We start from the raw sequence: 25,233 nt of genomic DNA on the forward strand, positions 1-25,233 counted from the left end.
GGAGGGATGCGAAATCACTTCGACAACCGCTTGCATGAATCCTGTCTCCTGGCGGCCCGGGTGGGCCGCTCGAGCGTCCGCTCGCGTTCCATGCACGATTGCAGTTCAACAATCGACGGTGTGGGTTCGAAGTGGTGTTACTGTATATGCGGCTTTTTGCCCATGACAAAAGAAAATATTGCAGCAGCTCGTGAACTGAATTCATCAATGAACGATTTGAACCTGCGGAAGGTGCCGCTCCCGTTCGTGCGCATTTTCGAGGCGGCCGGGCGTTCGGCTTCCTTTGCCGTCGCGGCGCGCGAGTTGAACCTTTCCCCCAGCGCGGTCAGCCATTCCGTGCGCAAGCTCGAGGAAATGGTCGGCTTGCGGCTCTTCGAGCGCAGCACGCGCGAAGTCAGGCTGACCCGCGAGGGCGCAATCCTGCTGGAGTACGTGCAGCGCGGTATCGACGAAATCCAGCGTGGCTTCGCCATGGTGAAAAGCGAGCAGGCCATCCCATTGCGATTGCATACGGCGCCGAGCTTTGCCACGCAGTGGCTGCTTCCACGCCTGGCCGGCTTCGTTCGGGAGCATCCGAACATCGACCTGCGTTTTTCCGCCAGCACCGAATACGCCCGTTTCGACGACGATTTCGATCTCGACATCGTGTACGGCGAACCCACGCCATCGCCGCACGAAAAGATTCCGCTCGCGGTGGAGGGGCTCGCGCCGCTGTGCTCGCCCGAGCTCGCGCAGCGCATCCGCGTGCCCGAGGACCTGTATCTGCAGCCGTTGATCCAGTGCGAAGTCCAGCTTTTCCAGTGGAAAGGCTGGTTCGAGACCAACCACCTTGCGCCGCCGACGCACTACGGATTGCGGTTCGACCGCAGTTCCATGGCGATCGCGGCGGCGACCGACGGACTCGGCGTCGTGCTCGAATCCACCTTGCTGGCGGAACGGGAGCTGAATCGTGGCGCCCTGGTCCGGCCCCTTGCCGGCTGCACGCGGGAGCTGGAGTATGTCGGCCATTACCTGGTCCATCCCCGGCGCCGCCACCGCCACGAGTCGTTCGAGACCTTCAAGCGCTGGCTGCTACGCGAACTCCGGGTGGACGTCTACGCGGGAGCGTCGCCGGCGGAAGCGCCCGAAGCCGCTTCGGACAGGGGGGATCAAGACCAGGATGCGGCGAGCCTCGGTCCGGGCGGCTAGCACGGGCGGGCAAGGCGCGCTGCGCTTGTGCCGCGGATTGTCGTCAGACGGGCCGCGCGGGCGCCGCGCCGATCCTGGCGCGCACAAATGCCAGCGCATCGTCCGGAAGCGCGGCGGTCGGAAAGGTCATGAATTGACCCGGCCCCATGAAGAGTATCCAGTAGCCCGGCCTCTCCCAGATTTCCATGAACGCGGACCAGGCCAGCCGGCTCGCGCCCAGTTCGGAACGGATGTCCAGGCCATCCTCCCGTAGCGCAATCTCGGCCGTGGGTGTGGACATGCGGTGGAATTGGCCGACGGTGTTGCGATAGTGCGCCAACCACATCGTCAGGAGAAAAATCGGTGGCAACAAGGCGCCAACCGCCAGCGCGCCGACGACCCAGTCGCGATCGCCGTTGACCAGCAAAAAGGCCAATACGGCAATCATGAGAATTTCGAGGGTCCACAGCAATTTCTGTCCGGCGATCCCGCGCCTCCAGAGATAGGTGCGCACGGCATCGCGCACTATGTTCTCCGTATACCTGACTTGGTAAGTGGTGGTGGATGTCATGACTGTTCGCTAGTGAAGACGCGGAAAGAATGGACGGGGTCACACACACTTCACCGCCGGAAACGCGGCGCGCAGGGATGCGCACGCCGCGGGCCGAAATCATTTGCCTTGCGCCGTCCCCGGCGCTTCTTGCTCCACGCTTGCCGGCAGCGTGGGATTCGTGCCGTTCCAGCCCCCGCCCAGCGCCACGATCAATTGCACGCTGGTGGTCAATTGGGTCCCTTTCAACTGCCACAGGCTTTGCTGCGCGCTGAGGCTGGTGGCTTCGGTGGTTGCCACGTCCAGATAGTCGATCATGCCTTCGTCATACTGGTCGCGGGTGACGCGCGCCGATTCGATGGCAGCCTCGGCCGCTCGCTGCTGCGAGGCCAGTTCGCCATCCAGGATGCGCAGCTTGGCGAGATAGTCCTCCACCTCGCCCAAGGCGGTCAGCACGGTCTGGCGATAGCCGGCGACGGCGGCGTCGTAGCTGGCGCGCGCCTGGGCCACCTGGGCCTGCGTGGCGCCGAAGTCGAACAGGGTCTGGCTGAAGGACGGGCCGATGGACCAGAAACGGTAAGGCACGGTGAACAGCTTGTGCGCGCTGCTGTTCTCGAAGCCCCCGCTGGCGCTCAGCGTCAGGTCGGGGAAATAGGCCGCGATCGCCACGCCGATGGCGGCGTTGGCGGAAGCCACCGCGCGTTCGGCGGCCGCGATGTCCGGCCGCCGTTCCAGCAGGGTGGACGCCAGCCCCACCGGGATGTCGGGCAGGCGCAGCGCCGTGCCGGTGGCGCGCGGCAGGCTGAAGGCGGCCGGCGCCTTGCCGATCAGGATGGCGATGGCGTGCTCGTACTGCGCGCGCTGCCAGGCCAGGTCCTGCACCGATGCCTTGGCGGACTCGAGCTGGTTCCGCGCCTGCGCGACGTCCGCGCGCGAGACCTGGCTGTCGGCGTACTTGTTCTCGATGACCCGCAGGTATTGCGCATAGGCCCGTATGGTCTGCTCGTACAGATCGATGCGCTCGTCGAGAATGCGCAGCGAGAAATAGTCCTGCGCGAGAGAGGACTGCGCGCTCAGCACCGCGTTGACCAGGTCGGCCAGGCTGGCCTGGGCGCTGGCCTGTTGTTCCTCATAGGTGCGGCGCAGCTTGCCCCACAGGTCCAGTTCCCAGCTCAGGCCGAGCGAGGCGGACACTTCGTTGGAAACGCGGGCGCCCGAGGCGCTGCTGCTGGTGCCGGTGGCGTAGCTGCCGCTGCCCGAGCCGCTGCGGGTGCCGCTCACCGTCCCCGTCAAGGTCGGAAAGAAGCCGGCCCGCGCCTGGCTGACCAGCGCCTGGGCCTGCGCGTACTGCGCGGCATACTGGGCGACGTTCTGGTTGGAAATCTCCACCTGCGGCATCAGCGCGTCCAGCGTCGGATCGCCGTAGCGCGTCCACCAGGCGGCGCGCGGCTGGTCGTCGCTTGGCGTGGCGGGTTTCCAGCCCGCGGCTTCCTTGTAGGCGACGGGCATGTCGACCGTCGGACGGCGGTAGTCGGGGCCGACGGTGCAGCCGGTGGCCGCCAGGGCCAGCAGGCAGGCCAGGGCCAGCGGGCGCAGGCGGGCGGTGAGGAGGGGCGCGGGCATGGCGGTCAGTTCTCGCGGGCGGGGTCGGGGGCGCGGCGGCCGAGCCAGGAGCGCCTGGCGGCGGCGCCCAGGCGATCCAGGTACACGTAGACGACGGGCGTGGTGTAGAGCGTCAGGAGCTGGCTGAGCGCCAGGCCCCCGCAGATGGCCAGGCCCAGGGGGCGTCGCAGCCCGGCGTCGCCGCCGGTCTGCAATACCATGGGCAGCGCGCCGAAAAAGGCGGCGAGCGTGGTCATCAGGATGGGGCGCAGGCGCATGCGGCAGGCTTCCAGGATGGCCTGTTCGGGCGGCAGCTTGCGTTCGCGCTCGGCGTGCAGGGCGAAGTCGATCATCAGGATGGCGTTCTTCTTGACGATGCCGATCAGCAGCAGGATGCCGATCAGGGCGATGACCGTCAGTTGCGTGCCGGTGGCCAGCAACAGCAGCAGCGCGCCCACGCCGGCCGAGGGCAGGGTGGAAAGGATGGTGATCGGATGGATCCAGCTCTCGTAGAGCATGCCCAGGACGATGTACACCGCCAGCAGCGCCGCCGCGATCAGCCAGGGCATGCTGGCGACCAGCGACTCGTAGGCCTTGGCCGTGCCTTGCAGGCTCCCGTGCACGGTAGTGGGCAGCCCCAGGCCGACGACCGCCGCGTCGATGGCGGCCTTGGCCTGCTCCAGCGAGACGCCGTCGGCCAGGTTGAAAGCGATGGTCGAGGTGGCCATCTGGTTCTGGTGCGCCACCGACAGGGGCGCGTTGCCGCTTTCCACGCGCGCGAAGGCCGACAGCGGAACGGCGTCGCCGTCGCCATTGAGCACGAACAACTGGTCCAGCACGGCTGGCGTCTGGGTGTAGGCGGGCGCCAGGCCGAGAATGGTGTAGTACTGGTTCAGCGTCTGGTACTGGGTGGCGATCTGGCGTTGGCTGAAGGCGTTGTTGAGGAAGGTGTCGATGTCCTCCACGTTCAGGCCGTGGCGCCGCGCGGCCTGGCGGTCGATGACCAGCTTGACTTCCTGGCCGCCGCTCTGGGCGTCGCTGTCCACGCTGGTCAGTTGCGGCAGCTTGCGCAGCACGGCGTAGACCTTGGGCGTCCAGGCGCGCAGGGTGTCGAGGTCGTCGGATTGCAGGCTGTACTGATAGGCGGCGTTGGCGCTGCGGCCGCCGATGTGCAGGTCCTGGCCGGCCATGAGGAACAGCGAGGCGCCCGGCACGCCCGCGGCCTGGCGGGTGAGCCGGTTGGCGACCTGCGTGGCGGCGTCGCTGCGTTCGCTGCTGTCCTTCAGGCGCACGAAGAAGTTGCCGGTGTTGCGCGAGCCGAAGCCGCCGCCGCCGGTGGCCGACAGCACCGCCTCGACGTCCGGATCCTGCTGGATCAGCTTGCTGAAGGCCAGCAGCTTGGGATGCAGCGCCTGGAAGGACGTATTCTGGTCGGCGCGCATCTGGCCCATCAGCATGCCGGTGTCCTGGTCGGGAAAGAAGCCTTTCTGCACGACCGTGTACAGGAACAGGTTGAACGCCACCGTCAGGACCAGGCTGAAGAGCGTCAGGCGCTTGTGCCGCATCACCCAGGCCAGGCTGGCGGCGTAGCTTCGCGCCACCCATTCCAGGGTGCGCTCGATGGCGCGGTACAGGCGGTTGTCGGTGGCCGGCGGCGCGTCCGCCGGCCGCGGCCGCAGCAGGCGCGCGCACAGCATGGGCGTCAGCGTGAGCGATATCAGCATGGACAGCAGCAGCGACACCGACAACGTCACGGCGAATTCACGGAACAGGCGGCCGACGATGCTGCCCATGAGCAGCAGGGGAATGAAGACGGCGATCAGCGACACCGTCATCGACAGCACGGTGAAGCCGACTTCCTTGCTGCCTTGCAGCGTCGCCTCCATGGGGCTGGCGCCTTCCTCCAGGTGCCGGCTGATGTTCTCCAGGACGACGATGGCGTCGTCCACCACGAAGCCGGTGGAGATGATCAGCGCCATCAGCGAAAGCGTGTCCAGGCTGTAGCCCAGCAGGTACATGGCCGAGCAGGTGCCGATCAGCGAGATCGGCAGGGCCACGGCGGGGATGAGCACGGCGCGGGCATTGCGCAGGAAGGTGAACACCACGGCGATCACCAGCAGGATGGAGATCGCCAGCGTGGCCTCGGTTTCGCGCAGCGAGTCGCGGATGGTGGGCGACCGGTCCATGGCCACGCTCAGGCTGACGCCGGCGGGCAGCATTTCCTGGAGAATCGGCATCTGGGCCTTGATCGCGTCGATGGTCGCCAGCATATTGGCGCCCGACGAGCGCGTCACGCCCATGATGACGGCGGGCTGGCTGTTGTAGTAGCCGGCCACGTACAGGTCCTGCACCGAGTCGTAGACGCGCGCCACGTCCGACAGTTTCACCGCCGCGCCGTTGCGGTAGCTGATCACCAGGCCTTGGTAGTCGCTGGCCCGGGTCAACTGGCCGTTGCCGTCGATCCACCAGTGCAGGTCGTCGCCCGACAGCTCGCCCTTGGGCAGATTGGTGGTGGCGTTGGCCACGGCCGCGCGCACCGTGTCCAGCGAGATGCCGTATTGGGAGAGCTGCTGGGGCTGCAATTCGATGCGCACCGCCGGCAGCGCGCTGCCCAGCAGCGACACCTCGCCCACGCCCTGCACCTGGGCGATGCGCTGTTGCAGCTTGCTGGACGCCAGGTCGTACAGTTGGCCCTTGTCCAGCGTGTTGGAGGTGAGCGCCAGCAGCAGGATGGGCGCGTCGGACGGATTGGCCTTGCGGTAGGTGGGCAGCGTTTTCATGCTGCTGGGCAGCAGGCTGCGCGCGGCATTGATGGCGGCCTGCACGTCGCGGGCGGCGCCGTCGATGTCGCGGTCCAGGTCGAACTGGATGATGATGCTGCTCGATCCCTGCGAGCTGGTCGAGGTCATTTCGGTGATGCCGGCGATCTGCCCCATGGCGCGCTCCAGCGGCGCGGCCACCGTCGCCGCCATGGTCTCCGGGCTGGCCCCCGCGAGGCTGGCCTGCACCAGGATGGTGGGGAAGTCCACCTGCGGCAGCGGCGCGACGGGCAGCATGCGGTAGGCCAGCGCGCCCAGCAGCGTCAGCGCCAGGCTCAACAGCAGCGTGGCGACGGGCCGCAGGATGAAGGGGCGCGACAGGTTCATGCCGGCCCGCTCCGGTCAGCCGCGGGCGCGCCGTGCCAGCGCCGCTTGACGGACGCGCTGAGCCGGTCGAACAACAGATAGATCACCGGCGTGGTGAACAGCGTGAGCAGTTGGCTGAACAGCAGGCCGCCGACGATGACCAGGCCCAGCGGGCGGCGCAGCTCCGCGCCCGAGCCGGTGGCCAGCATCAACGGCACCGCGCCCAGCAGCGCCGCCATGGTGGTCATCAGGATGGGCCGGAAGCGCAGCAGGCAGGCCTGCTGGATGGCCTCGCGCGCGGACTTGCCCTCATGCTGCGCCTGAAGGGCGAAGTCGATCATCATGATGGCGTTCTTCTTGACGATGCCGATCAGCAGGATCACGCCGATCAGCGCGATCAGGCTGAAGTCCGACCCCGTCAGCAGCAGCGCCAGCAGGGCGCCGATGGCCGCCGAGGGCAGGGTCGACAGCACCGTCACCGGGTGCACCCAGCTTTCGTACAGCACGCCCAGCACGATGTACATGGTGATCACCGCCGCCAGGATCAGCCACGGCGTATTGCTGGTGGAGGTCGTGAACGCCTGCGCCGCGCCCTGGTAGCGCAGCATGATGGTGTCGGGCATGCCGATGTCCCGCACGGCTTGCGTGACGGCCTCGCGCGCGTTTTCCAGGGACTGGCCCGAAGCGAGGTTGAACGACAGCGTCGCCGCCGGCGTCTGGTTCAGGCGCGCGCGGACCTGGTAGCCGACGCGTTCCTCGATCCGGGCGATGTTGCTCAGGCGCACCATGGCGGTATTGCCGGACGTCGTGCCGGTGGAGGTGCTGCCGCTGGTGCTGGTGGTAGTCGTGGTCGTGCTGCTGCCGGTCCCGCTGGCCGAGCTGCTGGAGGACGAACTGCTGGAGGACGAACTGCTGGAGGACGAACTGCTGCCCGACCCGCCGGCATTGGCCAGGTAGAGATGCTGGAAGGCCGCCGGGTCCAGGCGATAGCGCGGATCCACTTCCAGCACCACGCGGTACTGGTTGGCCTGCGTGAAGATGGTGGACACCAGCCGCTGGCCGTAGGCGTTGTACAGCGCGGTATCGACGTCGGAGGCCGTCAGGCCGTAGCGCGCGGCGGCCGCGCGGTCGATGTTGACGTAGGCCACCGGGCTGCTGTTTTGCAGATTGTTCGTCACCTCGCGCAATTCCGGCCGCTTGGCCAGCGCCGCGGTCAGGCGCGGCGCCCAGGTCTCCAGGTCGGCCTGCGTGGGCGTATCCAGGGTCAGTTGATATTGGCTGGGCGTGACCTGGTCGTCCACGCTCAGGTCCTGGCTGGCGGTCAGGTACAGCGTGATGCCGGGCACTTGCGTCGCCGCCGCGCGCAACCGCTCGATCACGGCCGGCGCGCGGTCGTCCCGCTCGGAAAACGGCTTGAGCTCGATCTGCAGGCGGCCGTTGCTGAGCGAGGTGTTGTTGGCGCCGTCCACCCCGACGATGGAGGAGATCGTCTGCACGGCGGGATCCTGTAGCAGCACGGCCGTCAGCGCCTGCTGGCGGCGCGACATTTCCGCGAAAGACAGGTTTTGCGGCGCGGTGGTGATGCCTTGCAACTGTCCCGTATCCTGCTGCGGGAAGAAGCCCTTGGGCACGGCCAGGTAGAGCAGGCCGGTGAACACCAGCGTGGCCGCCGCCACCAGCAGCGTCAGGCGCGTATGCGCCAGCACCCAGACCAGGGCGCGTTCGTAGGCATGCAGCAGGCGTTCGAAGCCGGCGCCGCTCCAGCGCGCGAAGCGGCCTTCCTGCTCCGGCGGCGTGTGGCGCAGCAGGTAGGCGCAGAGCATGGGCGTGAGCGTCAGCGACACCAGCATCGACACCAGGATGGACACCGCCAGGGTGATGGAGAATTCGCGGAACAGGCGGCCCACCACGTCGCTCATGAACAGCAGGGGGATGAGCACCGCGATCAGCGAGAAGGTCAGCGAGATGATGGTGAAGCCGATTTCGCGCGAGCCCTTGAACGCCGCTTCCATGGGCGCATCGCCGTCTTCCAGGTGGCGCTGGATGTTCTCCACCACCACGATGGCGTCGTCTATGACGAAGCCGGTGGCGATGGTGAGCGCCATCAGCGTCAGGTTGTTCAGCGAGAAGCCGGCCAGGTACATCACGCCGAACGTGCCGACCAGCGACAGCGGCACGGCCACGCTGGGGATCAGCGTGGCCGAGACGGTGCGCAGGAAAAGGAAGGACACCATGACCACCAGCGCCACCGACAGCATCAGTTCGAATTGCACGTCGGCGATGGAGGCGCGGATGGTCTGGGTGCGGTCGGCCAGCACTTCCAGCTTGACCGCGCCCGGCAGGCTCTGCTGCAAGGTCGGCAGGATGGCCTTGATGCTGTCCACCACCTGCACCACGTTGGCGCCGGGCTGGCGCTGGATGTTGACCACGATGGCGGGCTTGTTGCCGGCCCAGGCGGCCTGGTAGAGGTTTTCCGGGGCCTGGTCGATGGTGGCGACATCGCGCAGCAGCAGGGCCTTGCCGTCCTCGTAGGCCACCACCAGGCCGCCGTATTCGGCGGCGTCGTGCAACTGGTCGTTGGCGTCGATGGTGACCGAGTGGTCGGGGCCGTCGAAGCCGCCCTTGGAGCCGTTGACGTTGCTGTTGTTGATGACGGTATAGACATCCGCCAGCGTCAGGCCGTGCGCGGCGAGGGCGTCGGGATTGGCGCGCACGCGGATCGCCATCTGCTGGCCGCCGGCCAGGCTGACCAGGCCGACGCCGGAGACCTGCGACAGCTTGAGCGCCACGCGCGTGTTGACCAGGTCCTGCACCTGGGTCAGGGGCAGGGAATCGGAGGTGGCGGCCAGCGTCAGCACCGCCGTGTCCGCCGGATTCACCTTCTTATAGGTGGGCGGGTTGGGCAAGGCCGACGGCAGCAGGTTGTTGGCGGCGTTGATGGCCGCCTGCACTTCCTGCTCGGCCACGTCCAGCGACAGGTCCAGGTTGAATTTCAGCGTGATGACCGAGGCGCCGCCCGAACTGGTGGAGTACATCTGCGCCAGCCCGGCCATCTGGCCCAGTTGCCGCTCCAGCGGCGCGGTCACCGCGCTGGTCATGACCTCGGGCCCGGCGCCCGGGTACAGCGTGGTGACCTGGATGGTCGGGTAATCCACTTGCGGCAGGGCCGAGATCGACAGCGTGCGATAAGCGAACATGCCGCTTAGCAATACCGCGATCATCAGCAGCAGCGTCGCCACGGGCCGCCGGATGAACAGGCTGGACGGGTTCATGCGTCAGTGTCCCGGGGGGCCGGCGCGCCGGCTCGACGCATTCTGCAGTTCGGCGGCATCGACCTTCTGGGGCTGCACCACCTTTACCTTGCTGCCGTCGCTCAGCGAATCGACCCCTTGCGTGACCACGCGCGCGCCGGCCTGCACCCCCTGGGCGATGACGATGCGCCCGTCCTCGGCCGTCGGGCCCGTGGTGATCGCCTGGCGCTTGACGGTATCGTCGGCGCCGATGACGAACACGAACTTGCCCGTGTCGCTCAACTGCACCGCCGCGGCCGGCGCCAGCACCGCGTTCTTCAGGGTATCGACCTGCAGGCGGACGTTGACGAACTGGTTGGGGTAGAGCGCGTCGTCGGTGTTGTCGAACAGCGCCTTGAGCTGCACGCTGCCGGTGCTGGTGTCGATTTCGTTGCTGATGAACTGCACCCGGCCGGTGGCGACGGGCTGGCTGCCCTGCTGGTCCAGCGCCGTCACGGGCAGGGCGCGGCCCTGGCGCAGCGGCGTCAGCACGGATTTGAGATTGCCCTGCGGGATGCTGAAGGTGACGGCGATGGGATGGGTCTGGGTGATGGTGACGATGCCGCCGGTATCGCTGGAATGGACCATATTGCCGGGGTCGACCTGGCGCAGGCCGACGTAGCCGGCGACGGGCGCGGTGATGCGGCCGTAGTCGATATTGAGCTGGGCCGTCTGGATCTGGCCCTTGGCGGACTTGACCGCCCCCTCGTACTGGCGCGCCGTGGCCCGCTGGGTGTCCAGGTCCTGTCGCGCCAGCGAATCCTTGGCGTAGAGCCGTTCATAGCGCGCCAGGGTGAGCTGGGCGTTGGCCAGCAGGGCCTGGTTCTCGGCCAGGGTGCCCTGGTACTGGGCGAGTTCGGCCTGGTAGGGGCGGGTGTCGATCTGCGCCAGCAACTGGCCTTGCTCGACGTACTGGCCCTCGGTGAAGTACACCGCCTCCAGATGGCCGTCGATGCGGCTGGTGACGGTGACGCTGGCGTTGGGAACCACGGTGCCCAGCGCGGTGAGCGTGACGGGGACGTCGGCGCTGGCGGTGCTGCCCGCCTGCACCGGCGTGGCGTTGTCGAAGGCCGGCATGGGGCGCCCGCCGAGGCGGGCATGCAGGACATAGGCGGCGATGACGAGGAGGAGGACGATGATGGCCGCGGCAATCCATCTTTTTCGGCGGCGGGGCGGCAAGGTTGACGATTTCGCGGTCATTTGAGACGGGTCGGGGACCTGGAGCGCCAGGGAACTCGGAGCCATGGGCTGATGCGGACGGCATCGCTGCGCGTCCGCGGCCGGGCGGAACTAATCAGAAGGTGCGCCGCATGGAGTCCGGGGCAAGACACTTGAAGGAATTCGCCACGCGCGGACGGCCGGTGCTGGCACACGCGCGTGCCATTGTGCCATTTCGGTTGCTTACAACTACGCAGCAATCGCGAATGACCGGCTTTCCGCGCTGGCCGGAGCAGGCTTACTGCCTGCCGGGTTGCCCGCCAGGGCCGGGCTGTCGTTCGGCGCCCCGGTCCGGATCGCCCCTCGGACCATGGTCATGATCCGGTGGAAAGATGCAGCCGCCTAGCGAGACAAGCATGGCGACGACCACGGCAAGCTTTGTCATGAAATATCCTTCAGGGATGGGCCCCTTGGCCTGGGATACGAATAATGCCAAGGGGCGAAGGGATTATGCTGACTTCCCCTGACATGGACGTAACTGGATATAACATCGCATGCGATGATGCCGTGGTCCGCGTCGCTCAATCCAGCTTGGCGCCGGAGCTTTCCACCAAGGCGCGCCATTTTTTGCCGCCGGGCCGCTCCCAAGGCAAAAAAGCCCCCTCGGGGGGCAGCAAGCGGCGTAGCCGCGCGGCGTGGGGGCCTTTTTTTGTTTCACGATGACTCCAGCCCGGTAGTTCGCTGGACTGCGCCGTAGCTCGATACAGCAGGTTTATCAATAGCTTACGCGCGTCCATCATATGCCGGTGCTTTCTGAAAGTTGACCCGGTTCTCCCTCGCGCCGCTCCTATCTGGCTCCTGGAATCCGGGTCGTTCCGAGGAGTCATCATGGCAAAGATCAAGCTCACCAAGACCGCCGTGGAGGCGGCCCAGCCCCAGGCCAAGGATGTTGAACTGCGGGATACCGTGGTGCCCGGCTTCCTGTGCAAGATTACCCCGACGGGCCGCCGGGTGTTCATGCTCCAGTACCGCACGAACTCCGGCCAGCCCCGTAAGCCCTCGTTGGGGCTGCACAGGGAGCTGACCGTCGAACAGGCACGAGTCAAGGCACAGGACTGGCTGGCCGAGGTTCGCCGGGGCGGCGACCCCGGCGGCGCCAAGGCCGAGGCGCGCAAGGCGCCCACGATGGCCGAGTTGTGCAAGAAGTTCATGGAGGACTACTCCAAGAAGCGCAACAAGCCCAGCACGCAGGACGGCTATCAGGGCGTCATCAACCGCAACATCATCCCGCTGCTGGGCCGCAAGAAGGTGCATGACGTGAAGCGGCCCGACATTGCCGGGCTGATGGAGAAGCTGGCCTACAAGCCGACCGAGGCGAACAAGACCTTCGGCGTGCTGCGCAAGATGTTCAACCTGGCCGAAGTTTGGGGCTACCGCCCGGACGGCACGAATCCGTGCCGCCACGTCCCGATGTACCCGCCGGGCAAGGAAACCCGGCTCATCGTGGATGAGGAAATGGTGCGGATCTTCCGCCAGTTGGAGAAGCTGGAGGCGGAAGGGCTGGAGAACTACGTCATCCCGCTGGCGATACGGCTGCAATTCGAGTTTGCCGCCCGGCGCTCCGAAATCTGCCCGCTCGAATGGAGCTGGCTGGACTTCGAGAATCGGCGGGTGGTGTGGCCCGACAGCAAGGTCGGCGGCATTTCCAAGCCCATGAGCGAGGAAGCCTTTCGGCTGCTTTCGACGACGCCGCGCCGAGAAGGCTGCCCCTACGTCCTGCCGTCGCCCAACGATCCGACCAAGCACCTGACCTTTGGCGAGCACTATGGCGGCTGGTGCCGAGTGCTCAAGGCCGCCGGCGTCCCGCACGTCGGCACGCACGGCATCCGCCATCGCTCGACCACCGACATTGCCAATTCGGGCGTACCGACGAAGGTAGGCATGAAGCTGACGGGCCACAAGACCGTGGCGATGTTCATGCACTACGTCCATACCGAGGATAAGCCGGTGCGCGATGCCGCCGAGTTGGTGGCCAGCCGGCGCCAGGCCATCACTGGCGCGCGGTACCCGGCGGAGACCTTGGCATGAGCAAGCGCAAGGCGTCCATCGCGTCACCCGCAGCGCCTTCGGAGCTGCTGGGCGACATTCGGGCACTGATCGAGGTGTCGCGACAGTGTGCCGCCTTGGCGGTCAATGCGGAACTGACTCTGCTGTTCTGGCGCGTCGGCCATCGCATCCATACGGAAGTGCTGGCCGGGCAGCGGGCCGGCTATGGCGAAGAAATCCTGCCGACCCTGACCGGAAAGCAAGGCCGCTCCCTCTCCAACAGCAGCCGGTGCCAGGTAGGTGTGCAGCAAGCGCCAGCGCGCCTGAGTCAGCGATACGCAAGGCGGGCCCTGCCCATTCCGTAAGGGAAGAGCGAATAGCGAACCTGGAGAACCGCGACCGGCACAGGCCGGGGACGCGCGCGGGGATCTATCTAGTCGTGACCGCAGGAATCGGTGCATATTGAACACTAGGAGATGCGTCGCATGGACACCGATTTCGCGCCCCGCATCCGACGAAGCTGCTCGTTCGCGTCTCCGCCTCCAGGCCGTTCAGCCTGCCGCTTTTCACACTCGGCGCGCACCATCAGCCGGTGCCGGCGAATCCGAAGCGCACTGGCGCGCCTAGAGTCCGGATGACGTCCCGGTTTCGACCGTAGGCCTGAGTGTCGGCCACCATTCGTTCGAAGACGAACAGACGTACACGCTACCCGAGCCAGTGGTCAAGGCCGAAACCCGCTACCCGACTTGCTACGTCAATCGGGACATAGCCGCGTCCGGGCCTGATGCCGTCGGTTGCCGTACTCGCACAGCCATGTAGCAAGGCCCACGCGAGGCCACTGCGGCCCGGGTGCTGGCCGCTCAAGGCGACGACCTGACGCGCTAAAGCAAGGTGTCAACGATGAATCATACCCCGATGCCGCAGGTCAAGCTGGATGAACTAGAGGGCTGCTCGAGCGCGCCGCCTACATGCCCACGACAGCCGTCGCACAACCGACGCTGACGAGGCTGCGCGCCGAAGCGGCCGAGCTGGGTGCACAAACCCCCGATCCATATTTCCGGGACAGGCTGTCCAAGGCCATTCGATACACGGAAGATGCCGCTGGCCACGTCCGCTGCCCCCTTAGGATCGACCAGGCCGCCGCGCGTCGGATTCCCCTGGGTCCGGCTTAAGACGCTTCACAGGTTCGGCCGATTGTCCTCCAGGCGGCAAGGAGGCCAGCACCTGCGCATTGGCGGCTGGCCCGCGGTATGCTCGATCGGATCAGGCTTGGCCGCGACTGCCTTGACGGCAATCCCGGCCACCTCTAGCGCACATATCGCAGTGCATCAAGCCTGTGGTTGCGGCATCCGATCCGGTTCATTCGGCGATGTCGGGTGGCCCGGCTCGGTTCGATCCGGCTGGGACGGTTGACCCGGGACGGGCGGCCGCTGCGCGGGCGCGTCCTTGCCGGGTACGGTGCCCGGCGCCTGGTCCGGACGGTTCGGATCGGTACGGCCGGGCATGCCGTTCTGGTCACCATGTTGCTGGTTCATGTTCGTGAATATCTCCTGATGGTTGTAGAGCGCAGCATTGCGCTGCACCCACATCCTAAATATCGGCCCGCAAGCCCGACAGATCACGTCTTACCGATTTTTCTAGTAAATTTCGCTTATCCGTCCGGGGTATGCTCCCGATCGTCAATCTCATATTCGGAGCAGCGATGAAACAGGTATCCACCGTCTTCACCACGGAACGCCGGCATCTTCTGGAGATCATCGACGGGCTGATCGAAGGCATCATCCTTCTCGACATGGACCGGCATATCGCTTGGGCCAACGACACCGCCCTGTCCATGCATGGCGCCGCCGAACTTTCCGAACTGGGCGGCACGGCTTCGGGTTATCGCAAGCGCTTCACTCTGCGATACCGCAACCAGCGCAAACTGCTGGCCGGCCAGTATCCCATGTACCGCGCGCTGGCCGCAGAACCCTTCAAGGACATGGTGATGGAGGTCACCTGCGCGCACGACCCGGATTTCTATCGGGTGCATCAGGCCAGGAGTCTGGTTCTCAACGATGCGCAGGGCCAGCCCGAAGGGGTGGTGCTGGTGCTGCTGGACGTCACCGAACGCTATGGCGCCGAGGAGCGCTTCGAGAAGACGTTCAACGCCAACCCGGCTCCGGCCGTCATCTGCTCGCTGGATGACATGCGCTACGTCAAGGTAAACCAGGGCTTTTTGCAGATGACGGGCTACGAGCGCCAGCATGTCCTCGATCATCGCTTCGAGGAAATTGACATCCTCGGGGATTCACCCGCGAGGCAGAATGCCGAGGAGCGCCTGACGGAACGCCGCACCATCACGCAGATGGAAACCTGCATACCGTTGCCGGATGGCACGGACAAACTGGTCGTCGTGGCGGGCCAGCCGATAGAGGTCGGCGAGGCCGAATGCATGCTTTTTACCTTCAACGACCTGGAGCCGCGGCGCAAGGCGGAAAGCGCGTTGCGCTACAGCGAAGAACGCTTCTCGAAAGCTTTCCGGCTGGCGCCCGTGCCCATGGTGCTGAGTACGCCGCAAGGCAGTGTGCTGGAGGTCAATGATGCCTTCGTCGACACGACAGGCTATACGCTGGATGCGCTGGGCGAGGAGAATGCGCTGGCGAGCCTGAGCACCGAACCCGGCCTGTACGAGCCGACGCTGGCCACGCTGAAGGAGGGCACGGGAGTGCGCAACCGGGAGTTCAAGCTGCGCACCCACGACGGCTTGGTGCTGGACTGCCTGGTGTCGGCCGAACCCGTCGTCATCCAGGACCAGTCCTGTATCTTGGGCGTCATCCAGGACATCACCGAGCGCAAGCGCAGCGAGACCGAGCTGATGGCCGCCATCGAAGCCGTCATGCAGGACACTTCCTGGTTCAGCCAGACCGTGATCGAAAAACTGGCCCAGATCCGCCAGCCGCGCGGCGCGTCCAGCGCGGGAGCCGAACTGGCCGACCTGACGCCCCGCGAACGCGAGATCCTGGGCCTGGTATGCCAGGGTCTGAGCGATCCCGATATCGCAAAGACCTTGAGCGTTTCCCGCCATACGGTGCGCAACCACGTCGCTTCGCTCTACAGCAAGCTCCAGGTAAATCGGCGCAGCGCCGCCATCGTCTGGGCGAGGGAGCGCGGAATCGTCGGGCACGAAAAACCTTCGCGCGCCCGGCGCTCGACCAACCGGTAATTAACTACTAGAAAAAATAGTATTTCCTTCGCTTTTGGCGATTGGTGGCACTTCCTATAGTGCGGACATCCGGAACCGCTTCGCAGCTGAGCTCGACGCGATTTGCTGGGTATTCCTGAACACACAAGCAAGGAGACCATCATGGACAACGACCGCATCAAAGGCGTCGCGAAGGAAGTCAAGGGCACCATCAAGGAAGCTGCCGGCAAGGTGACCGGCAACCGCCAGACTGAAGCCGAGGGCAAGGTCGAAAAGACCGTCGGCAAGGTCCAGCGCAACGTCGGCGAGGCCAAGGACGAGGCTCGCGACGCGCTGAACGGCAAGAAGTAAGTCCCCGAAAGTTCATCGAACCCGCACGTCATGGCACACACGTGCCGACGTGCCCCTGTGTCGTGCCTATAGGAGAAGACCATGACGAAACGAACCTCGACCCTGCTGGCCGCCCTGACTCTGTTCCTGGGCGCGGGCGCACTGCCCGCGCATGCGCAATCCAGCGCGGTCATGACGTCCGACCAGATCGACGCCCGCTATGACGCGGCCAAGAAGCAATGCGACGCCATGCGCGGCGATCAGAAGGACGTCTGCCTCAAGCAAGCCGAAGCCGACAAGGACACGGCACAAGCCCAGGCCAAGGCAGGCAAGGAAAAGGCGGAAGCTGACCATGACGCCGCCAAGGTCCGCCGCGATGCCGATTACGACGTAGCGATGAAGAAGTGCGACACCTTGTCGGGTGATGCCCAAGACAAGTGCGAAGCCGACGCCAAGACGCGCTACGGTAAATAAGCGTTTGCCCCATAAGGGGACACTTCATGAAAAACCAAACACGAGTCCTGAAAGTCGCGCCGCTGGCGACGTGCGTGCTGGCTGGCTGCAATACCATCCACGGGGCCGACAAGGATATCGAGCGCGGCGGAGAAAACATCCAAGAGCAGGCTCGATAACGGCGGTTGCGAACCCGACGTACGACCCGCCCCGTGCGGGTCGTCTCTACCTTTTCGCCAACGATTGCATGGCGGGGATACAAAGCCGACCCAACCGTTGCAAATCATTGCAGTGGAATAACTTTGTTAAAAACCGAAACTTGCGGAAAATTCGGTCAAGTGTACTTTGAATATAGAAGTGTCGGATCGGCGTCGTGAGTTTCGTATCGGATATGCCTGCCATGGCGCCGGAACACTCTCAACAAGGAGATATCATGCGATCCATCCTTTTATGGCTGCTGGGCGTGCCGATTCCCATCATCATCCTTATTGCCCTTTTCTGGCACTGATTTTTCAAGTGCATGTGACGTCAACCAAGAAAAAGGAAATGTCATGCAGAATACCCAGCCTGTTACGCCTGTTTATTCCCATCACGTCGGCGGGACGGAAGCCGCCCGTTCGGCGGTTTCATGGGGTGCCGTCATTGCCGGCGCTGTGATCGCGGCCGCCGTGTCCGCCATGCTGGTGACGGGTGGAACCGGCCTCGGTTTCCTGTCGATGTCCCCCTGGCGCGACGACGGCGCGTCCGGCTCGGCGCTGGCCATCGGTTCTATCATTTGGCTGTTCGTCACGCAGATCATCGCGTATGGCGTGGCAGGCTATGTCGCGGGCCGGTTGCGTACCAAGTGGACCGACGCCGCCAGAGACGAGATCTATTTCCGCGATACTGCCCATGGCTTCCTGGTCTGGGCACTGAGCGCGGTGGTCGGCCTGGTGCTGCTGGGCTCCACCCTTGCCTCCGTCGTGTCGGGCACGGCCAAGGCCGGGGCCGCGCTCGCGGGAGCCGGCGCCGGCGCCGTGACGGCCGTGGCCGGCCAGGCCGCGCAGGCGGGCGCGGACCACGTTTCTCTCGACTACTTCACCGACACCCTGCTGCGTCCGAACGATCCATCGGCGTCTCCCGGCCAGGGCGACGCCCGGCGGGAAGTCTCGCGCATCCTTACGCGCAGCATCGCCACCGGCCAGTTGTCTGACGCCGATCAGGCGTACCTGGTCAAGCTGGTGGCGCAGCGTGCAGGCGTGGACGAGGCGACCGCGCAGCAGCGGCTCGTACAGGTCCAGGAGCAGACCAAGCAAGCCGCGCAGCAAGCCGAGCAGAAGGCTCGCGAAGCGTCAGACGCCGCGCGCAAGGCTGCGGCCGCTTTCTCACTGTGGGCGTTCGCATCGCTACTGATCGGGGCATTCGTCGCCAGTTTCGCAGCGACGATCGGCGGCCGCGCACGCGATCGCTGAGTTTGTCGAAATCGTGGTCGGGAACCACCGGCCGGTGCCGGCGGCATTCCCGCCGGCGGCTTCGACAGCCTTCTCTTTTGGTCATCCCGCGCTTGAGTTCCAAACCATGAGAGCGACATCATCCCTGTCCGCACACCTGCCCTGCATGGATCTGCGCATACTGCTGAACGATGCAGCACGCTCGCACGACGTCTATGCCTTGCTCCGGTTGCTGATTGACGCCGGTTACGGCGACCTGCCCTTGCCGGGATCGGGTCGCACGCTGAAACGCTGGCAGACGCTGGCCACGGTCGCCGAGCATGATCTGTCATTAGCCAAGCTCTTCGAAAGTCATGCGGATGCATGGGCCATCCTGCACGAACTCCATCAGGCCCATCACTGTCAAGCGGGCCATTTGTGGGCCGTTTGGTGTGCCGAGCCTACCGACAAGCGCGTGTCTGCCGTCGCGGCAGACGCAGACAGTGCGATTGAACTAAAGGGTACCAAAGCCTGGTGCTCCGGAGCCGCGCATGTCAGTCACGCCCTGGTCAGCGTGTGGGACGACCAGCACCGACCCCGCCTGGCCGCAGTGGCCCTGGATCAACCGTCGATCCATGTAACCGAAGACGGCTGGCGCGCGGTCGGCATGGCTGGCACGGCCAGTGTGGACGTGGCGTTCAACGCGGCGCAGGCGCAGTGGGTCGGGGGACCAGACGCCTACGTAGAGCGTCCCGGATTCCAGCACGGCGCGGCCGGCCTCGCGGCCTGCTGGTACGGCGCCGCGTGCGCCATCGCCGAAGAGGTGCGCAAAGCGGCGCGACAGCGTGCGGACGATCCTCATCGCCTGGCCCACCTCGGCGCCATCGACGTGGCGCTCGTTCAGGCTCGCAGCCAACTGCGGGGAGCCGCGGCCGAAATCGATGCCAACCCGGATGGTGGCTGCGAACATGCCGTGCGCCGCGCGCGCCTGGCTGTCGAGTCGGCGGTGGAAACGCTGCTTCACAGGGCACCACGCGCCGTAGGCGCAGGCCCGATGTGCAAGGCCCCGCGTTTTGCCCGCATGATGGCGGATCTGCCCGTATTCATTCGCCAGAGCCATGCGGAGCGCGATCTGGCGGCGCACGGTAAGGCCGTGTCAGAACAAGGGCAGGAGGCGTCATGGACGCTGTGAACGATCGCGCCATCCTGGGTGAAGGCACGCCGGAATCGACCTGGCAGCATGGATTCCGGTGCCATCCGACGCCGGTCAACAACGCCGCCGACCTGGTTCGAGACAGTCGCACCATACATATCGTTGCCCCGCACCCGGACGATGAGATCCTGGGGTGCGCCGGCATCATCCGGCAATTGGCGCGCCCGGGTTAGACCGTGCGGATTTGGGCGGTCACCGACAGCGAGGCCAGCCACGCGGGGTCTGCTTTCTGGGCGCCCGACGCATTGGCGATCGCACGCACGCGCGAAAGCGAATGCGCGCTGGGCCTTCTTGGAGTTGATATCGCCCGCACGCGGCTGGCCATCCCGGACGGAGACGTCACGCAACATGAGGACGATCTGGCAGCACATCTCGCGACGTCGTTTTCCCATGGCGACATTGTCATCGCGCCGTGGCGCCTAGATGGCCATCCGGATCACGAAGCCACCGCGCGAGCCGGCCTGTGGGCTTCGAAGGCTCAGGGCTGCCAGTTTCTTGAGGTTCCCATATGGGGCTGGCATTGGGCCGATCCGGTACGCGGGGATTTCCCGTGGGACCGCGCAGTACGCGTTGCCCTTAGCCGGGCGGATCTACAGGCCAAAGCCCGTGCCATCCAGGCATTCCGCAGCCAGTTGGAGCCAGATCCCAGCACCGGCTTCCCAGCCATCCTGCCTGACTTTGTGCTGGTCCGCTTTCATCGTTCCTTCGAGGTGGTGCTTCGATGACGGACTTTGATGCCCTCTACCGTAGCGATCCAGACCCCTGGTCCGTGGCGAGTTCCTGGTACGAACGTCGCAAGCGCGGCCTGCTGATGGCCGCTCTGCCGCGAGAGCGCTATCGCCACGCGCTCGAACTGGGCTGCGGCACGGGCGAGATGACTCGTCTGCTGGCCTTGCGCTGCGCCACGTTGCATGCCGTGGATGGTTCAGCCGCCGCCATCGCGTTATGCGGAAAGGCCATAGCCGCCGATGGATTATCGAATGTGCGGCTATCCATTCTGCAACTGCCGCACGACTGGCCGGTCCAGCAAGACGAATCCGCCGACCTGATCGTGGTATCCGAACTGGCCTATTACTTTCCCGACGCCCAGCTCAACGAATTTCTTCGTTGTTGCATGCATCGTCTCGCTCCAGCAGGAGAATGGGTGATGTGCCACTTCCGGCGAGACTTTCACGATCGGGTGCAAGCCACTGGTCTTCTGCACCGGGCGGTCGGCCGCCTGCCCGGTCTGCGCCGCATCGTTGCGCACGAGGACGAAGCATTTCTCCTAGACGTATGGCGCAAGGACGATGGAGCCTCGGCATGATAGGCGTATGCATTCCCGCGCACAACGAAGCATGCTCCATAGGCCGCTGCCTGACATCCGTAATGCGGGCGGCACACCATGCCTCGCTGGGGGACGAAACCGTGCATATCGTCGTCGTCCTGGACGCCTGTACCGACGGCACGCTCGCGCAAGCGAGCCAATGGCCCGTTACGTGCCTGACGGTGCATTGCCGCAATGTCGGCCTTGCCCGCACCGCAGGCGCCCGGTACTTGCTCGACGCTGGTGCGCGGTGGCTGGCCTTTACCGATGCGGATACGGTTGTCTCCGCAAGCTGGCTGGCCGACCAATTGTCCTTGAATGCGTCGGTGGTCTGCGGCACGGTAAGCATCGACGACTGGAGCTGCCACGGCCCGCACGCGGACCGGGCACGCGACGCCTTCCGGGCGACCTATCAGGACAGGGACGGGCACCGCCATGTGCACGGCGCCAACCTGGGCATCGATGCCTGCGCGTACCGGCAGGTCGGCGGCTTCGAAGCCCTCGCCTGCAGCGAAGACCAGGCGCTGGTGGATCGCCTGGAAGGCGCCGGGGTCTCCATCGCCTGGACCGCTCGGCCGCGCGTGACCACCAGCGCGCGTCCATTTTCCCGGGTCAATGGCGGTTTCGCATCCGCTTTGCGCCAGGCTTGGTCGGCGGACGGCCGGGTATCTTTCCCTGATGTTCCTCCCAACCTGTCTTAAAAGGAGCAGACTATGGCAACACGCAAGCGACAGTCGGCCAAACGCCCACAGCAGCCCGCGGTGGACTCGGCCTATTTCAATTCGGACAGCGCGCCGGCCCTGCCGCCCGCACCGTCCGCCTCCCAGCCGGCCTTGAAGCAGGCCCGCGCGGTGGGGGAAACGGTGGACGGCATGCCTGCCAATGTCAACAAGGCTGCAGAGTATGGGCCGCAGGCGGCGCATCCGCCGGTCGGGGCCACGGTCGAGCCACCGGATGCTGCCGTCACGGCCAGCACCCTGTCGGAAAAGAACAGCTCGGCCAAGACAGGCGCCAAGGCAATCATCGGCGTCAACGCCGCAAGTGGCGAACTGCCACGCGTACGCGCCGACGCCGGCGGTCAGGCCATGACGACCAACCAGGGCGTTCCCGTGGCGGACAACCAGAGTTCGCTCAAGGCGGGTCTGCGCGGGCCGGCACTGCTCAAGGACTTCATCCTGCGCGAGAAGATCACCCATTTCGACCACGAGCGCATCCCGGAGCGCATCGTGCATGCCCGGGGCTCGGCCGCGCACGGCTATTTCGAATGCTACGAGCCCTTGACCGACCTGACCTGTGCGTCCTTGTTCGCCGAGGCGGGCAAGCGCACGCCGGTCTTCGTGCGCTTCTCCACGGTGGCCGGCGAGCGCGGCTCAAAGGACACGGCGCGCGACGTGCGCGGCTTCGCGGTCAAGTTCTATACCGACCAGGGCAATTGGGACCTGGTCGGCAACAATATTCCGGTGTTCTTCATCCAGGACGCCATGAAGTTCCCCGATCTCGTACACGCGGTCAAGCCCGAACCCCACCACGGCATGCCGCAGGCGGCCTCCGCCCACGATACCTTCTGGGATTTCATTTCCCTGATGCCCGAATCGATCCACACCATCATGTGGGTGATGTCCGACCGAGGCATTCCGCGCAGCTATCGCATGATGCAAGGCTTCGGGGTCCACACCTTCCGCTTCGTCGACGCCGAAGGTGCCTCCAAGCTCGTCAAGTTCCACTGGAACCCCAAGCAGGGAACGCATTCCCATGTATGGGACGAGGCAGTCAAGATATCCGGAGCCGATCCGGATTTCCACCGCCGCGATCTGTGGGAAACCATCGAGGCAGGCGAATACCCGGAATGGGAACTGGGCGTACAGGTTCTGGACGAGGCCCAGGCCGACCAGCTCAGCTTCGACGTGCTGGATGCGACCAAGCTCATTCCCGAGGAGCTCGTGCCCGTCAAGCCCATCGGCCGCATGGTACTGAACCGCAATCCGGACAATTTCTTCGCCGAGACCGAGCAAGTCGCCTTCTGCACTGCGCACGTCGTGCCGGGCATCGACTTCACCAATGATCCGCTACTGGCCGGTCGCATTCATTCCTACGTGGATACCCAGATCTCGCGGCTGGGCGGTCCGAACTTCCATGAACTGCCGATCAACGCGCCGCTGGCGCCCGTGCACAACAACCAGCGCGACGGCATGCACCGCCAGGCCATCCACCGCGGACGGGTGGCCTACGAACCCAATTCCTTGGCCGGTGGTTGCCCGTTCCAGGCAGGGAAGATGGGATTCATGCCCTTTCCCGAACCAGTCGCCGCCGACGAGCTGCGCGGAAAACCGGAGAAGTTTGCCGAACACTATAACCAGGCCGCGCTGTTCTACGAAAGCCAGGCCGACCACGAGAAGCAGCACATCATCGAAGCCTTTTCGTTCGAGCTGAGCAAGGTGACCGTGCCCGGCATCCGCCGGCGCACCGTCGCCATGCTGCGCAATGTCTCGGATGAACTGGCCCAGACGGTGGCAGCGAATCTCGGCATGCCCGAGGTGCCGGAGCCCCTGCCGCGGGCGACGGATGCAACCGTCAAGCCGGAAGTCACGAGATCCAAGTTCTTGTCCCTGCTGGCCCGCCCGGGAGACGGCGGCATCCATACCCGCAAGATCGCCATCATGGCGGCCGATGGCGTGGACGCCCCGGTGATCGGACAGGTGGCGCAAGCCCTGATTGGCGAAGGCGCGGTCGTGCGCGTGGTCGGCCAGCACGTAGGGCTGCTGGAAGCCGCCGGCGGCGACACCATGGACGCCGATGCCTCGTTCAAGAACAGCCCCTCGCCCTTGTTCGACGCCGTGGTCGTGCCCGACGGCGCCAAGGCCGTCGATGCGCTGTGCCTGGACGGCATGGCGCTGGAATTCGTGCGCGATGCCTTCCGGCACTGCAAGGCACTCATGGCCATCGGCGAGGGCGCGAGGCTGCTGGCGCATGCCGGCATTCCTACCGACGACCCGGACACCGGGCTGGTAGTGGCTGCGCGGGCGGAAAAATCCGCCATTGCAGCGTTCATTGCCGCCGTGCAACAGCATCGTCACCCGGTACGCCAATCAGACCCGCCGGTCGTGTGACGGCGGCATGCGCCGGCTGCCGGCGCATGCCGCAATTGCCATTTTCCTGACAACTTGAGGACCTCGACGATGCCAGCCAACACTATCTACGAAGCCTTGCGGGAAAGCCATGACATCCAGCGCGCCCTGTGCACGAAACTGGTCCGGGCGGCCCCACACGGCAACCGCCGCCGGGAGATCTACCGGGAACTCAAAATCGAGCTTGCGGCCCATGCCGCGGCAGAAGAGCGATATCTCTATGCTCCGATCCTGATGGATGACATGGGCCTGGACTCCTCGCGCCACGCCTTGTCCGAGCATCACGAGATCGACGAATGCGTGGAGGAGCTGGGCAAGGCCGATGCGCAGGGCGGAAGCTGGCTGGCCAAGGCCAGAAAGCTGTCGGAAGAGGTGCGCCATCACCTGCGGGAAGAAGAGAAGAAATTCTTCCAGGTGTCGGGCAAGATCCTGACCGACGCGCAGAAAAGCCGTCTGGCCCGGCTGTATCTGAAAGACTACCAGCGCATGAAGACGGTCCTGGCGCAGCAGTGAATGCCGCAGGTCCAGGCGCGTCACGTCCTATGAAAACAAACAAGCCCTCGCAAGAGGGCTTGTTTGTCGAAGGCTGCGGCGCATGGGCGCCGCGCCTCCTGTTTACAGCCGCGTGATCTTGGTAGCTTGGGGGCCTTTGGCACCCTGCCGGGCGATGTAGCTGACGCGCTGGTTCTCTTCGAGCGACTTGTAACCGCCACCCTGGATTTCGGAGAAATGCTCGAACAGATCCTTGCCTCCGCCCTCGGGCATGATGAAGCCAAAGCCCTTATCGGCGTTGAACCATTTGACGATACCGGTTTCCATGGAGATTCCTCGATGAAAGAGGGGCTCATGCCCCGAATCGAGACGATCAAGGAAGGACTAGGACAATTCATGGCGTACTGCTCGACTCGCACACAACCGCAGAAATCGCAACACTTGAAGATCTGCGGACGCTGTGATGCCTATGCAGGCCTGCGTCAAGCGTTATTGTGCAAGGATAGCGCATCCCCAGTTACATTGTCCCCCGCACGCGGATGAACAGCACCGAGCCGTCTGCCGATCCTGTATTCACCGAGCTTCTGTGCCATGCGATCAGCGTGCGCAAGTTCTCGCCTCAACTCGGCGTCGAGTGCCGACTTTGGGACATGCCGTCGACCGGCGCAGTTGTCCGCTGTGTCATCGAAGCGCGCGCCGCGCTGGAGTACATCCCCTTCTCGGAGATTTCAGACAAGGCGCTTACCTTCCGTATGCTGATCTAGCAGCTCCACGCCAAGAAAC

The 25,233-nt window shown here is 65.2% G+C and carries 24 protein-coding genes and 1 pseudogene; 17 read left to right on the forward strand and 8 right to left on the reverse strand.

Annotated features, from left to right (window positions below; all coding sequences use genetic code 11):
* The first annotated feature begins 207 nt into the window (after nucleotides 1–207).
* Nucleotides 208–1,188 (forward strand): LysR substrate-binding domain-containing protein, encoded by a 981-nt coding sequence (locus CAL29_RS07110; RefSeq protein WP_094852205.1) that lies wholly within the window; start codon nucleotides 208–210, stop codon nucleotides 1,186–1,188.
* Nucleotides 1,189–1,231: 43 nt separating this feature from the next.
* On the opposite strand, the gene CAL29_RS07115 is transcribed toward CAL29_RS07110, so the two are convergent.
* The 6 genes from CAL29_RS07115 to CAL29_RS31260 all read right to left on the reverse strand — a co-directional run bounded on the left by CAL29_RS07115 (nucleotide 1,232) and on the right by CAL29_RS31260 (nucleotide 11,692).
* On the reverse strand, nucleotides 1,232–1,738 hold the full coding sequence (locus CAL29_RS07115; RefSeq protein WP_094852206.1) for a YcxB family protein: 507 nt from the start codon (nucleotides 1,736–1,738) through the stop codon (nucleotides 1,232–1,234).
* A gap of 99 nt (nucleotides 1,739–1,837) precedes the next feature.
* Nucleotides 1,838–3,340 carry an efflux transporter outer membrane subunit gene (locus CAL29_RS07120; RefSeq protein ID WP_094852207.1) on the reverse strand — a complete coding sequence of 501 codons (1,503 nt, stop codon included), beginning with the start codon at nucleotides 3,338–3,340 and terminating at the stop codon, nucleotides 1,838–1,840.
* A gap of 5 nt (nucleotides 3,341–3,345) precedes the next feature.
* Nucleotides 3,346–6,465, reverse strand: coding sequence for an efflux RND transporter permease subunit (locus CAL29_RS07125; RefSeq protein WP_094852208.1), 3,120 nt, complete (start codon nucleotides 6,463–6,465; stop codon nucleotides 3,346–3,348).
* Nucleotides 6,462–9,716 carry an efflux RND transporter permease subunit gene (locus tag CAL29_RS07130; RefSeq protein WP_094852209.1) on the reverse strand — a complete coding sequence of 1,085 codons (3,255 nt, stop codon included), beginning with the start codon at nucleotides 9,714–9,716 and terminating at the stop codon, nucleotides 6,462–6,464. The genes CAL29_RS07125 and CAL29_RS07130 overlap by 4 nt, the downstream gene beginning before the upstream one ends.
* 3 nt (nucleotides 9,717–9,719) lie before the next feature.
* Nucleotides 9,720–10,979, reverse strand: coding sequence for an MdtA/MuxA family multidrug efflux RND transporter periplasmic adaptor subunit (locus tag CAL29_RS07135; protein ID WP_256977239.1), 1,260 nt, complete (start codon nucleotides 10,977–10,979; stop codon nucleotides 9,720–9,722).
* Between the two features lie 494 nt (nucleotides 10,980–11,473).
* A complete protein-coding gene (locus CAL29_RS31260) occupies nucleotides 11,474–11,692 on the reverse strand; it encodes a hypothetical protein (RefSeq protein WP_143277632.1) in 219 nt (72 codons plus the stop codon).
* 88 nt (nucleotides 11,693–11,780) lie between these two features.
* Between CAL29_RS31260 and CAL29_RS07140 the strand changes: the two genes are divergently transcribed.
* Both CAL29_RS07140 and CAL29_RS07145 read left to right on the forward strand, forming a co-directional pair.
* The gene (locus CAL29_RS07140; RefSeq protein WP_094852211.1) at nucleotides 11,781–12,980 is read left to right on the forward strand and encodes a tyrosine-type recombinase/integrase; all 1,200 of its coding nucleotides are present in this window, start codon (nucleotides 11,781–11,783) and stop codon (nucleotides 12,978–12,980) included.
* A pseudogene (locus CAL29_RS07145) lies at nucleotides 12,977–13,222 on the forward strand (DUF1016 N-terminal domain-containing protein); the annotation flags it as partial. The gene CAL29_RS07140 and the pseudogene CAL29_RS07145, both read left to right, overlap by 4 nt.
* A 1,044-nt stretch (nucleotides 13,223–14,266) precedes the next feature.
* On the opposite strand, the gene CAL29_RS31265 reads toward CAL29_RS07145, so the two are convergent.
* A complete protein-coding gene (locus tag CAL29_RS31265) occupies nucleotides 14,267–14,527 on the reverse strand; it encodes a hypothetical protein (protein ID WP_143277634.1) in 261 nt (86 codons plus the stop codon).
* A gap of 113 nt (nucleotides 14,528–14,640) precedes the next feature.
* Here CAL29_RS31265 and CAL29_RS07150 point away from each other — a divergent pair, with 113 nt between their 5' ends.
* From CAL29_RS07150 to CAL29_RS07205, 13 genes are all read left to right on the forward strand, one after another.
* Entirely contained in the window at nucleotides 14,641–16,143 is a 1,503-nt protein-coding gene (locus tag CAL29_RS07150) for a helix-turn-helix transcriptional regulator (protein WP_094852212.1), read from the forward strand.
* 141 nt (nucleotides 16,144–16,284) lie between these two features.
* Nucleotides 16,285–16,473 (forward strand): CsbD family protein, encoded by a 189-nt coding sequence (locus tag CAL29_RS07155; protein WP_094852213.1) that lies wholly within the window; start codon nucleotides 16,285–16,287, stop codon nucleotides 16,471–16,473.
* Between the two features lie 81 nt (nucleotides 16,474–16,554).
* Nucleotides 16,555–16,926: a hypothetical protein gene (locus CAL29_RS07160; RefSeq protein WP_094852214.1), complete on the forward strand. Its 372-nt coding sequence runs from the start codon at nucleotides 16,555–16,557 to the stop codon at nucleotides 16,924–16,926.
* A 26-nt stretch (nucleotides 16,927–16,952) separates the two neighbouring features.
* Nucleotides 16,953–17,084: an entericidin gene (locus CAL29_RS07165; protein WP_094852215.1), complete on the forward strand. Its 132-nt coding sequence runs from the start codon at nucleotides 16,953–16,955 to the stop codon at nucleotides 17,082–17,084.
* A gap of 194 nt (nucleotides 17,085–17,278) precedes the next feature.
* A complete protein-coding gene (locus CAL29_RS31970; protein WP_256977240.1) occupies nucleotides 17,279–17,413 on the forward strand; it encodes a hypothetical protein in 135 nt (44 codons plus the stop codon).
* A 43-nt stretch (nucleotides 17,414–17,456) separates the two neighbouring features.
* Nucleotides 17,457–18,356, forward strand: a complete 900-nt coding sequence (locus CAL29_RS07170; protein WP_094852216.1) for a hypothetical protein — start codon at nucleotides 17,457–17,459, stop codon at nucleotides 18,354–18,356.
* Nucleotides 18,357–18,501: 145 nt separating this feature from the next.
* The gene (locus tag CAL29_RS07175) at nucleotides 18,502–19,506 is read left to right on the forward strand and encodes an acyl-CoA dehydrogenase (RefSeq protein WP_094852217.1); all 1,005 of its coding nucleotides are present in this window, start codon (nucleotides 18,502–18,504) and stop codon (nucleotides 19,504–19,506) included.
* A complete protein-coding gene (locus tag CAL29_RS07180; RefSeq protein WP_094852218.1) occupies nucleotides 19,494–19,700 on the forward strand; it encodes a PIG-L family deacetylase in 207 nt (68 codons plus the stop codon). Before CAL29_RS07175 ends, CAL29_RS07180 begins: the two co-directional genes overlap by 13 nt.
* Nucleotides 19,701–19,703: 3 nt before the next feature.
* Nucleotides 19,704–20,252 carry a PIG-L deacetylase family protein gene (locus CAL29_RS07185; protein WP_094852219.1) on the forward strand — a complete coding sequence of 183 codons (549 nt, stop codon included), beginning with the start codon at nucleotides 19,704–19,706 and terminating at the stop codon, nucleotides 20,250–20,252.
* Complete coding sequence (locus CAL29_RS07190) at nucleotides 20,249–20,833, forward strand: class I SAM-dependent DNA methyltransferase (RefSeq protein ID WP_094852220.1); 585 nt, start codon at nucleotides 20,249–20,251, stop codon at nucleotides 20,831–20,833. The genes CAL29_RS07185 and CAL29_RS07190 overlap by 4 nt, the downstream gene beginning before the upstream one ends.
* On the forward strand, nucleotides 20,830–21,534 hold the full coding sequence (locus tag CAL29_RS07195; protein WP_094852221.1) for a glycosyltransferase: 705 nt from the start codon (nucleotides 20,830–20,832) through the stop codon (nucleotides 21,532–21,534). Before CAL29_RS07190 ends, CAL29_RS07195 begins: the two co-directional genes overlap by 4 nt.
* 12 nt (nucleotides 21,535–21,546) lie before the next feature.
* Entirely contained in the window at nucleotides 21,547–23,940 is a 2,394-nt protein-coding gene (locus CAL29_RS07200) for a catalase (protein ID WP_094852222.1), read from the forward strand.
* Nucleotides 23,941–24,009: 69 nt separating this feature from the next.
* Nucleotides 24,010–24,471, forward strand: coding sequence for a hemerythrin domain-containing protein (locus tag CAL29_RS07205; RefSeq protein ID WP_094852223.1), 462 nt, complete (start codon nucleotides 24,010–24,012; stop codon nucleotides 24,469–24,471).
* Between the two features lie 102 nt (nucleotides 24,472–24,573).
* On the opposite strand, the gene CAL29_RS07210 is transcribed toward CAL29_RS07205, so the two are convergent.
* Nucleotides 24,574–24,777 carry a cold-shock protein gene (locus tag CAL29_RS07210; RefSeq protein WP_094852224.1) on the reverse strand — a complete coding sequence of 68 codons (204 nt, stop codon included), beginning with the start codon at nucleotides 24,775–24,777 and terminating at the stop codon, nucleotides 24,574–24,576.
* Between the two features lie 212 nt (nucleotides 24,778–24,989).
* Here CAL29_RS07210 and CAL29_RS07215 point away from each other — a divergent pair, with 212 nt between their 5' ends.
* Nucleotides 24,990–25,214 carry a hypothetical protein gene (locus tag CAL29_RS07215; RefSeq protein WP_094852225.1) on the forward strand — a complete coding sequence of 75 codons (225 nt, stop codon included), beginning with the start codon at nucleotides 24,990–24,992 and terminating at the stop codon, nucleotides 25,212–25,214.
* Nucleotides 25,215–25,233: the final 19 nt, after the last annotated feature.

This window comes from Bordetella genomosp. 10 (genome assembly GCF_002261225.1).
In the GTDB taxonomy this organism is placed as follows: Bacteria; Pseudomonadota; Gammaproteobacteria; order Burkholderiales; family Burkholderiaceae_B; genus Bordetella_C.

Coding starts and splice junctions, on each gene's coding strand:
- CAL29_RS07110 (WP_094852205.1), top strand. CDS start 208: ATGAACGATTTGAACCTGCGGAAGGTGCCGCTCCCGTTCGTGCGCATT.
- CAL29_RS07115 (WP_094852206.1), bottom strand. CDS start 1,738: ATGACATCCACCACCACTTACCAAGTCAGGTATACGGAGAACATAGTG.
- CAL29_RS07120 (WP_094852207.1), bottom strand. CDS start 3,340: ATGCCCGCGCCCCTCCTCACCGCCCGCCTGCGCCCGCTGGCCCTGGCC.
- CAL29_RS07125 (WP_094852208.1), bottom strand. CDS start 6,465: ATGAACCTGTCGCGCCCCTTCATCCTGCGGCCCGTCGCCACGCTGCTG.
- CAL29_RS07130 (WP_094852209.1), bottom strand. CDS start 9,716: ATGAACCCGTCCAGCCTGTTCATCCGGCGGCCCGTGGCGACGCTGCTG.
- CAL29_RS07135 (WP_256977239.1), bottom strand. CDS start 10,979: ATGGCTCCGAGTTCCCTGGCGCTCCAGGTCCCCGACCCGTCTCAAATG.
- CAL29_RS31260 (WP_143277632.1), bottom strand. CDS start 11,692: ATGATGGACGCGCGTAAGCTATTGATAAACCTGCTGTATCGAGCTACG.
- CAL29_RS07140 (WP_094852211.1), top strand. CDS start 11,781: ATGGCAAAGATCAAGCTCACCAAGACCGCCGTGGAGGCGGCCCAGCCC.
- CAL29_RS31265 (WP_143277634.1), bottom strand. CDS start 14,527: ATGTGGGTGCAGCGCAATGCTGCGCTCTACAACCATCAGGAGATATTC.
- CAL29_RS07150 (WP_094852212.1), top strand. CDS start 14,641: ATGAAACAGGTATCCACCGTCTTCACCACGGAACGCCGGCATCTTCTG.
- CAL29_RS07155 (WP_094852213.1), top strand. CDS start 16,285: ATGGACAACGACCGCATCAAAGGCGTCGCGAAGGAAGTCAAGGGCACC.
- CAL29_RS07160 (WP_094852214.1), top strand. CDS start 16,555: ATGACGAAACGAACCTCGACCCTGCTGGCCGCCCTGACTCTGTTCCTG.
- CAL29_RS07165 (WP_094852215.1), top strand. CDS start 16,953: ATGAAAAACCAAACACGAGTCCTGAAAGTCGCGCCGCTGGCGACGTGC.
- CAL29_RS07170 (WP_094852216.1), top strand. CDS start 17,457: ATGCAGAATACCCAGCCTGTTACGCCTGTTTATTCCCATCACGTCGGC.
- CAL29_RS07175 (WP_094852217.1), top strand. CDS start 18,502: ATGGATCTGCGCATACTGCTGAACGATGCAGCACGCTCGCACGACGTC.
- CAL29_RS07180 (WP_094852218.1), top strand. CDS start 19,494: ATGGACGCTGTGAACGATCGCGCCATCCTGGGTGAAGGCACGCCGGAA.
- CAL29_RS07190 (WP_094852220.1), top strand. CDS start 20,249: ATGACGGACTTTGATGCCCTCTACCGTAGCGATCCAGACCCCTGGTCC.
- CAL29_RS07195 (WP_094852221.1), top strand. CDS start 20,830: ATGATAGGCGTATGCATTCCCGCGCACAACGAAGCATGCTCCATAGGC.
- CAL29_RS07200 (WP_094852222.1), top strand. CDS start 21,547: ATGGCAACACGCAAGCGACAGTCGGCCAAACGCCCACAGCAGCCCGCG.
- CAL29_RS07205 (WP_094852223.1), top strand. CDS start 24,010: ATGCCAGCCAACACTATCTACGAAGCCTTGCGGGAAAGCCATGACATC.
- CAL29_RS07210 (WP_094852224.1), bottom strand. CDS start 24,777: ATGGAAACCGGTATCGTCAAATGGTTCAACGCCGATAAGGGCTTTGGC.
- CAL29_RS07215 (WP_094852225.1), top strand. CDS start 24,990: ATGAACAGCACCGAGCCGTCTGCCGATCCTGTATTCACCGAGCTTCTG.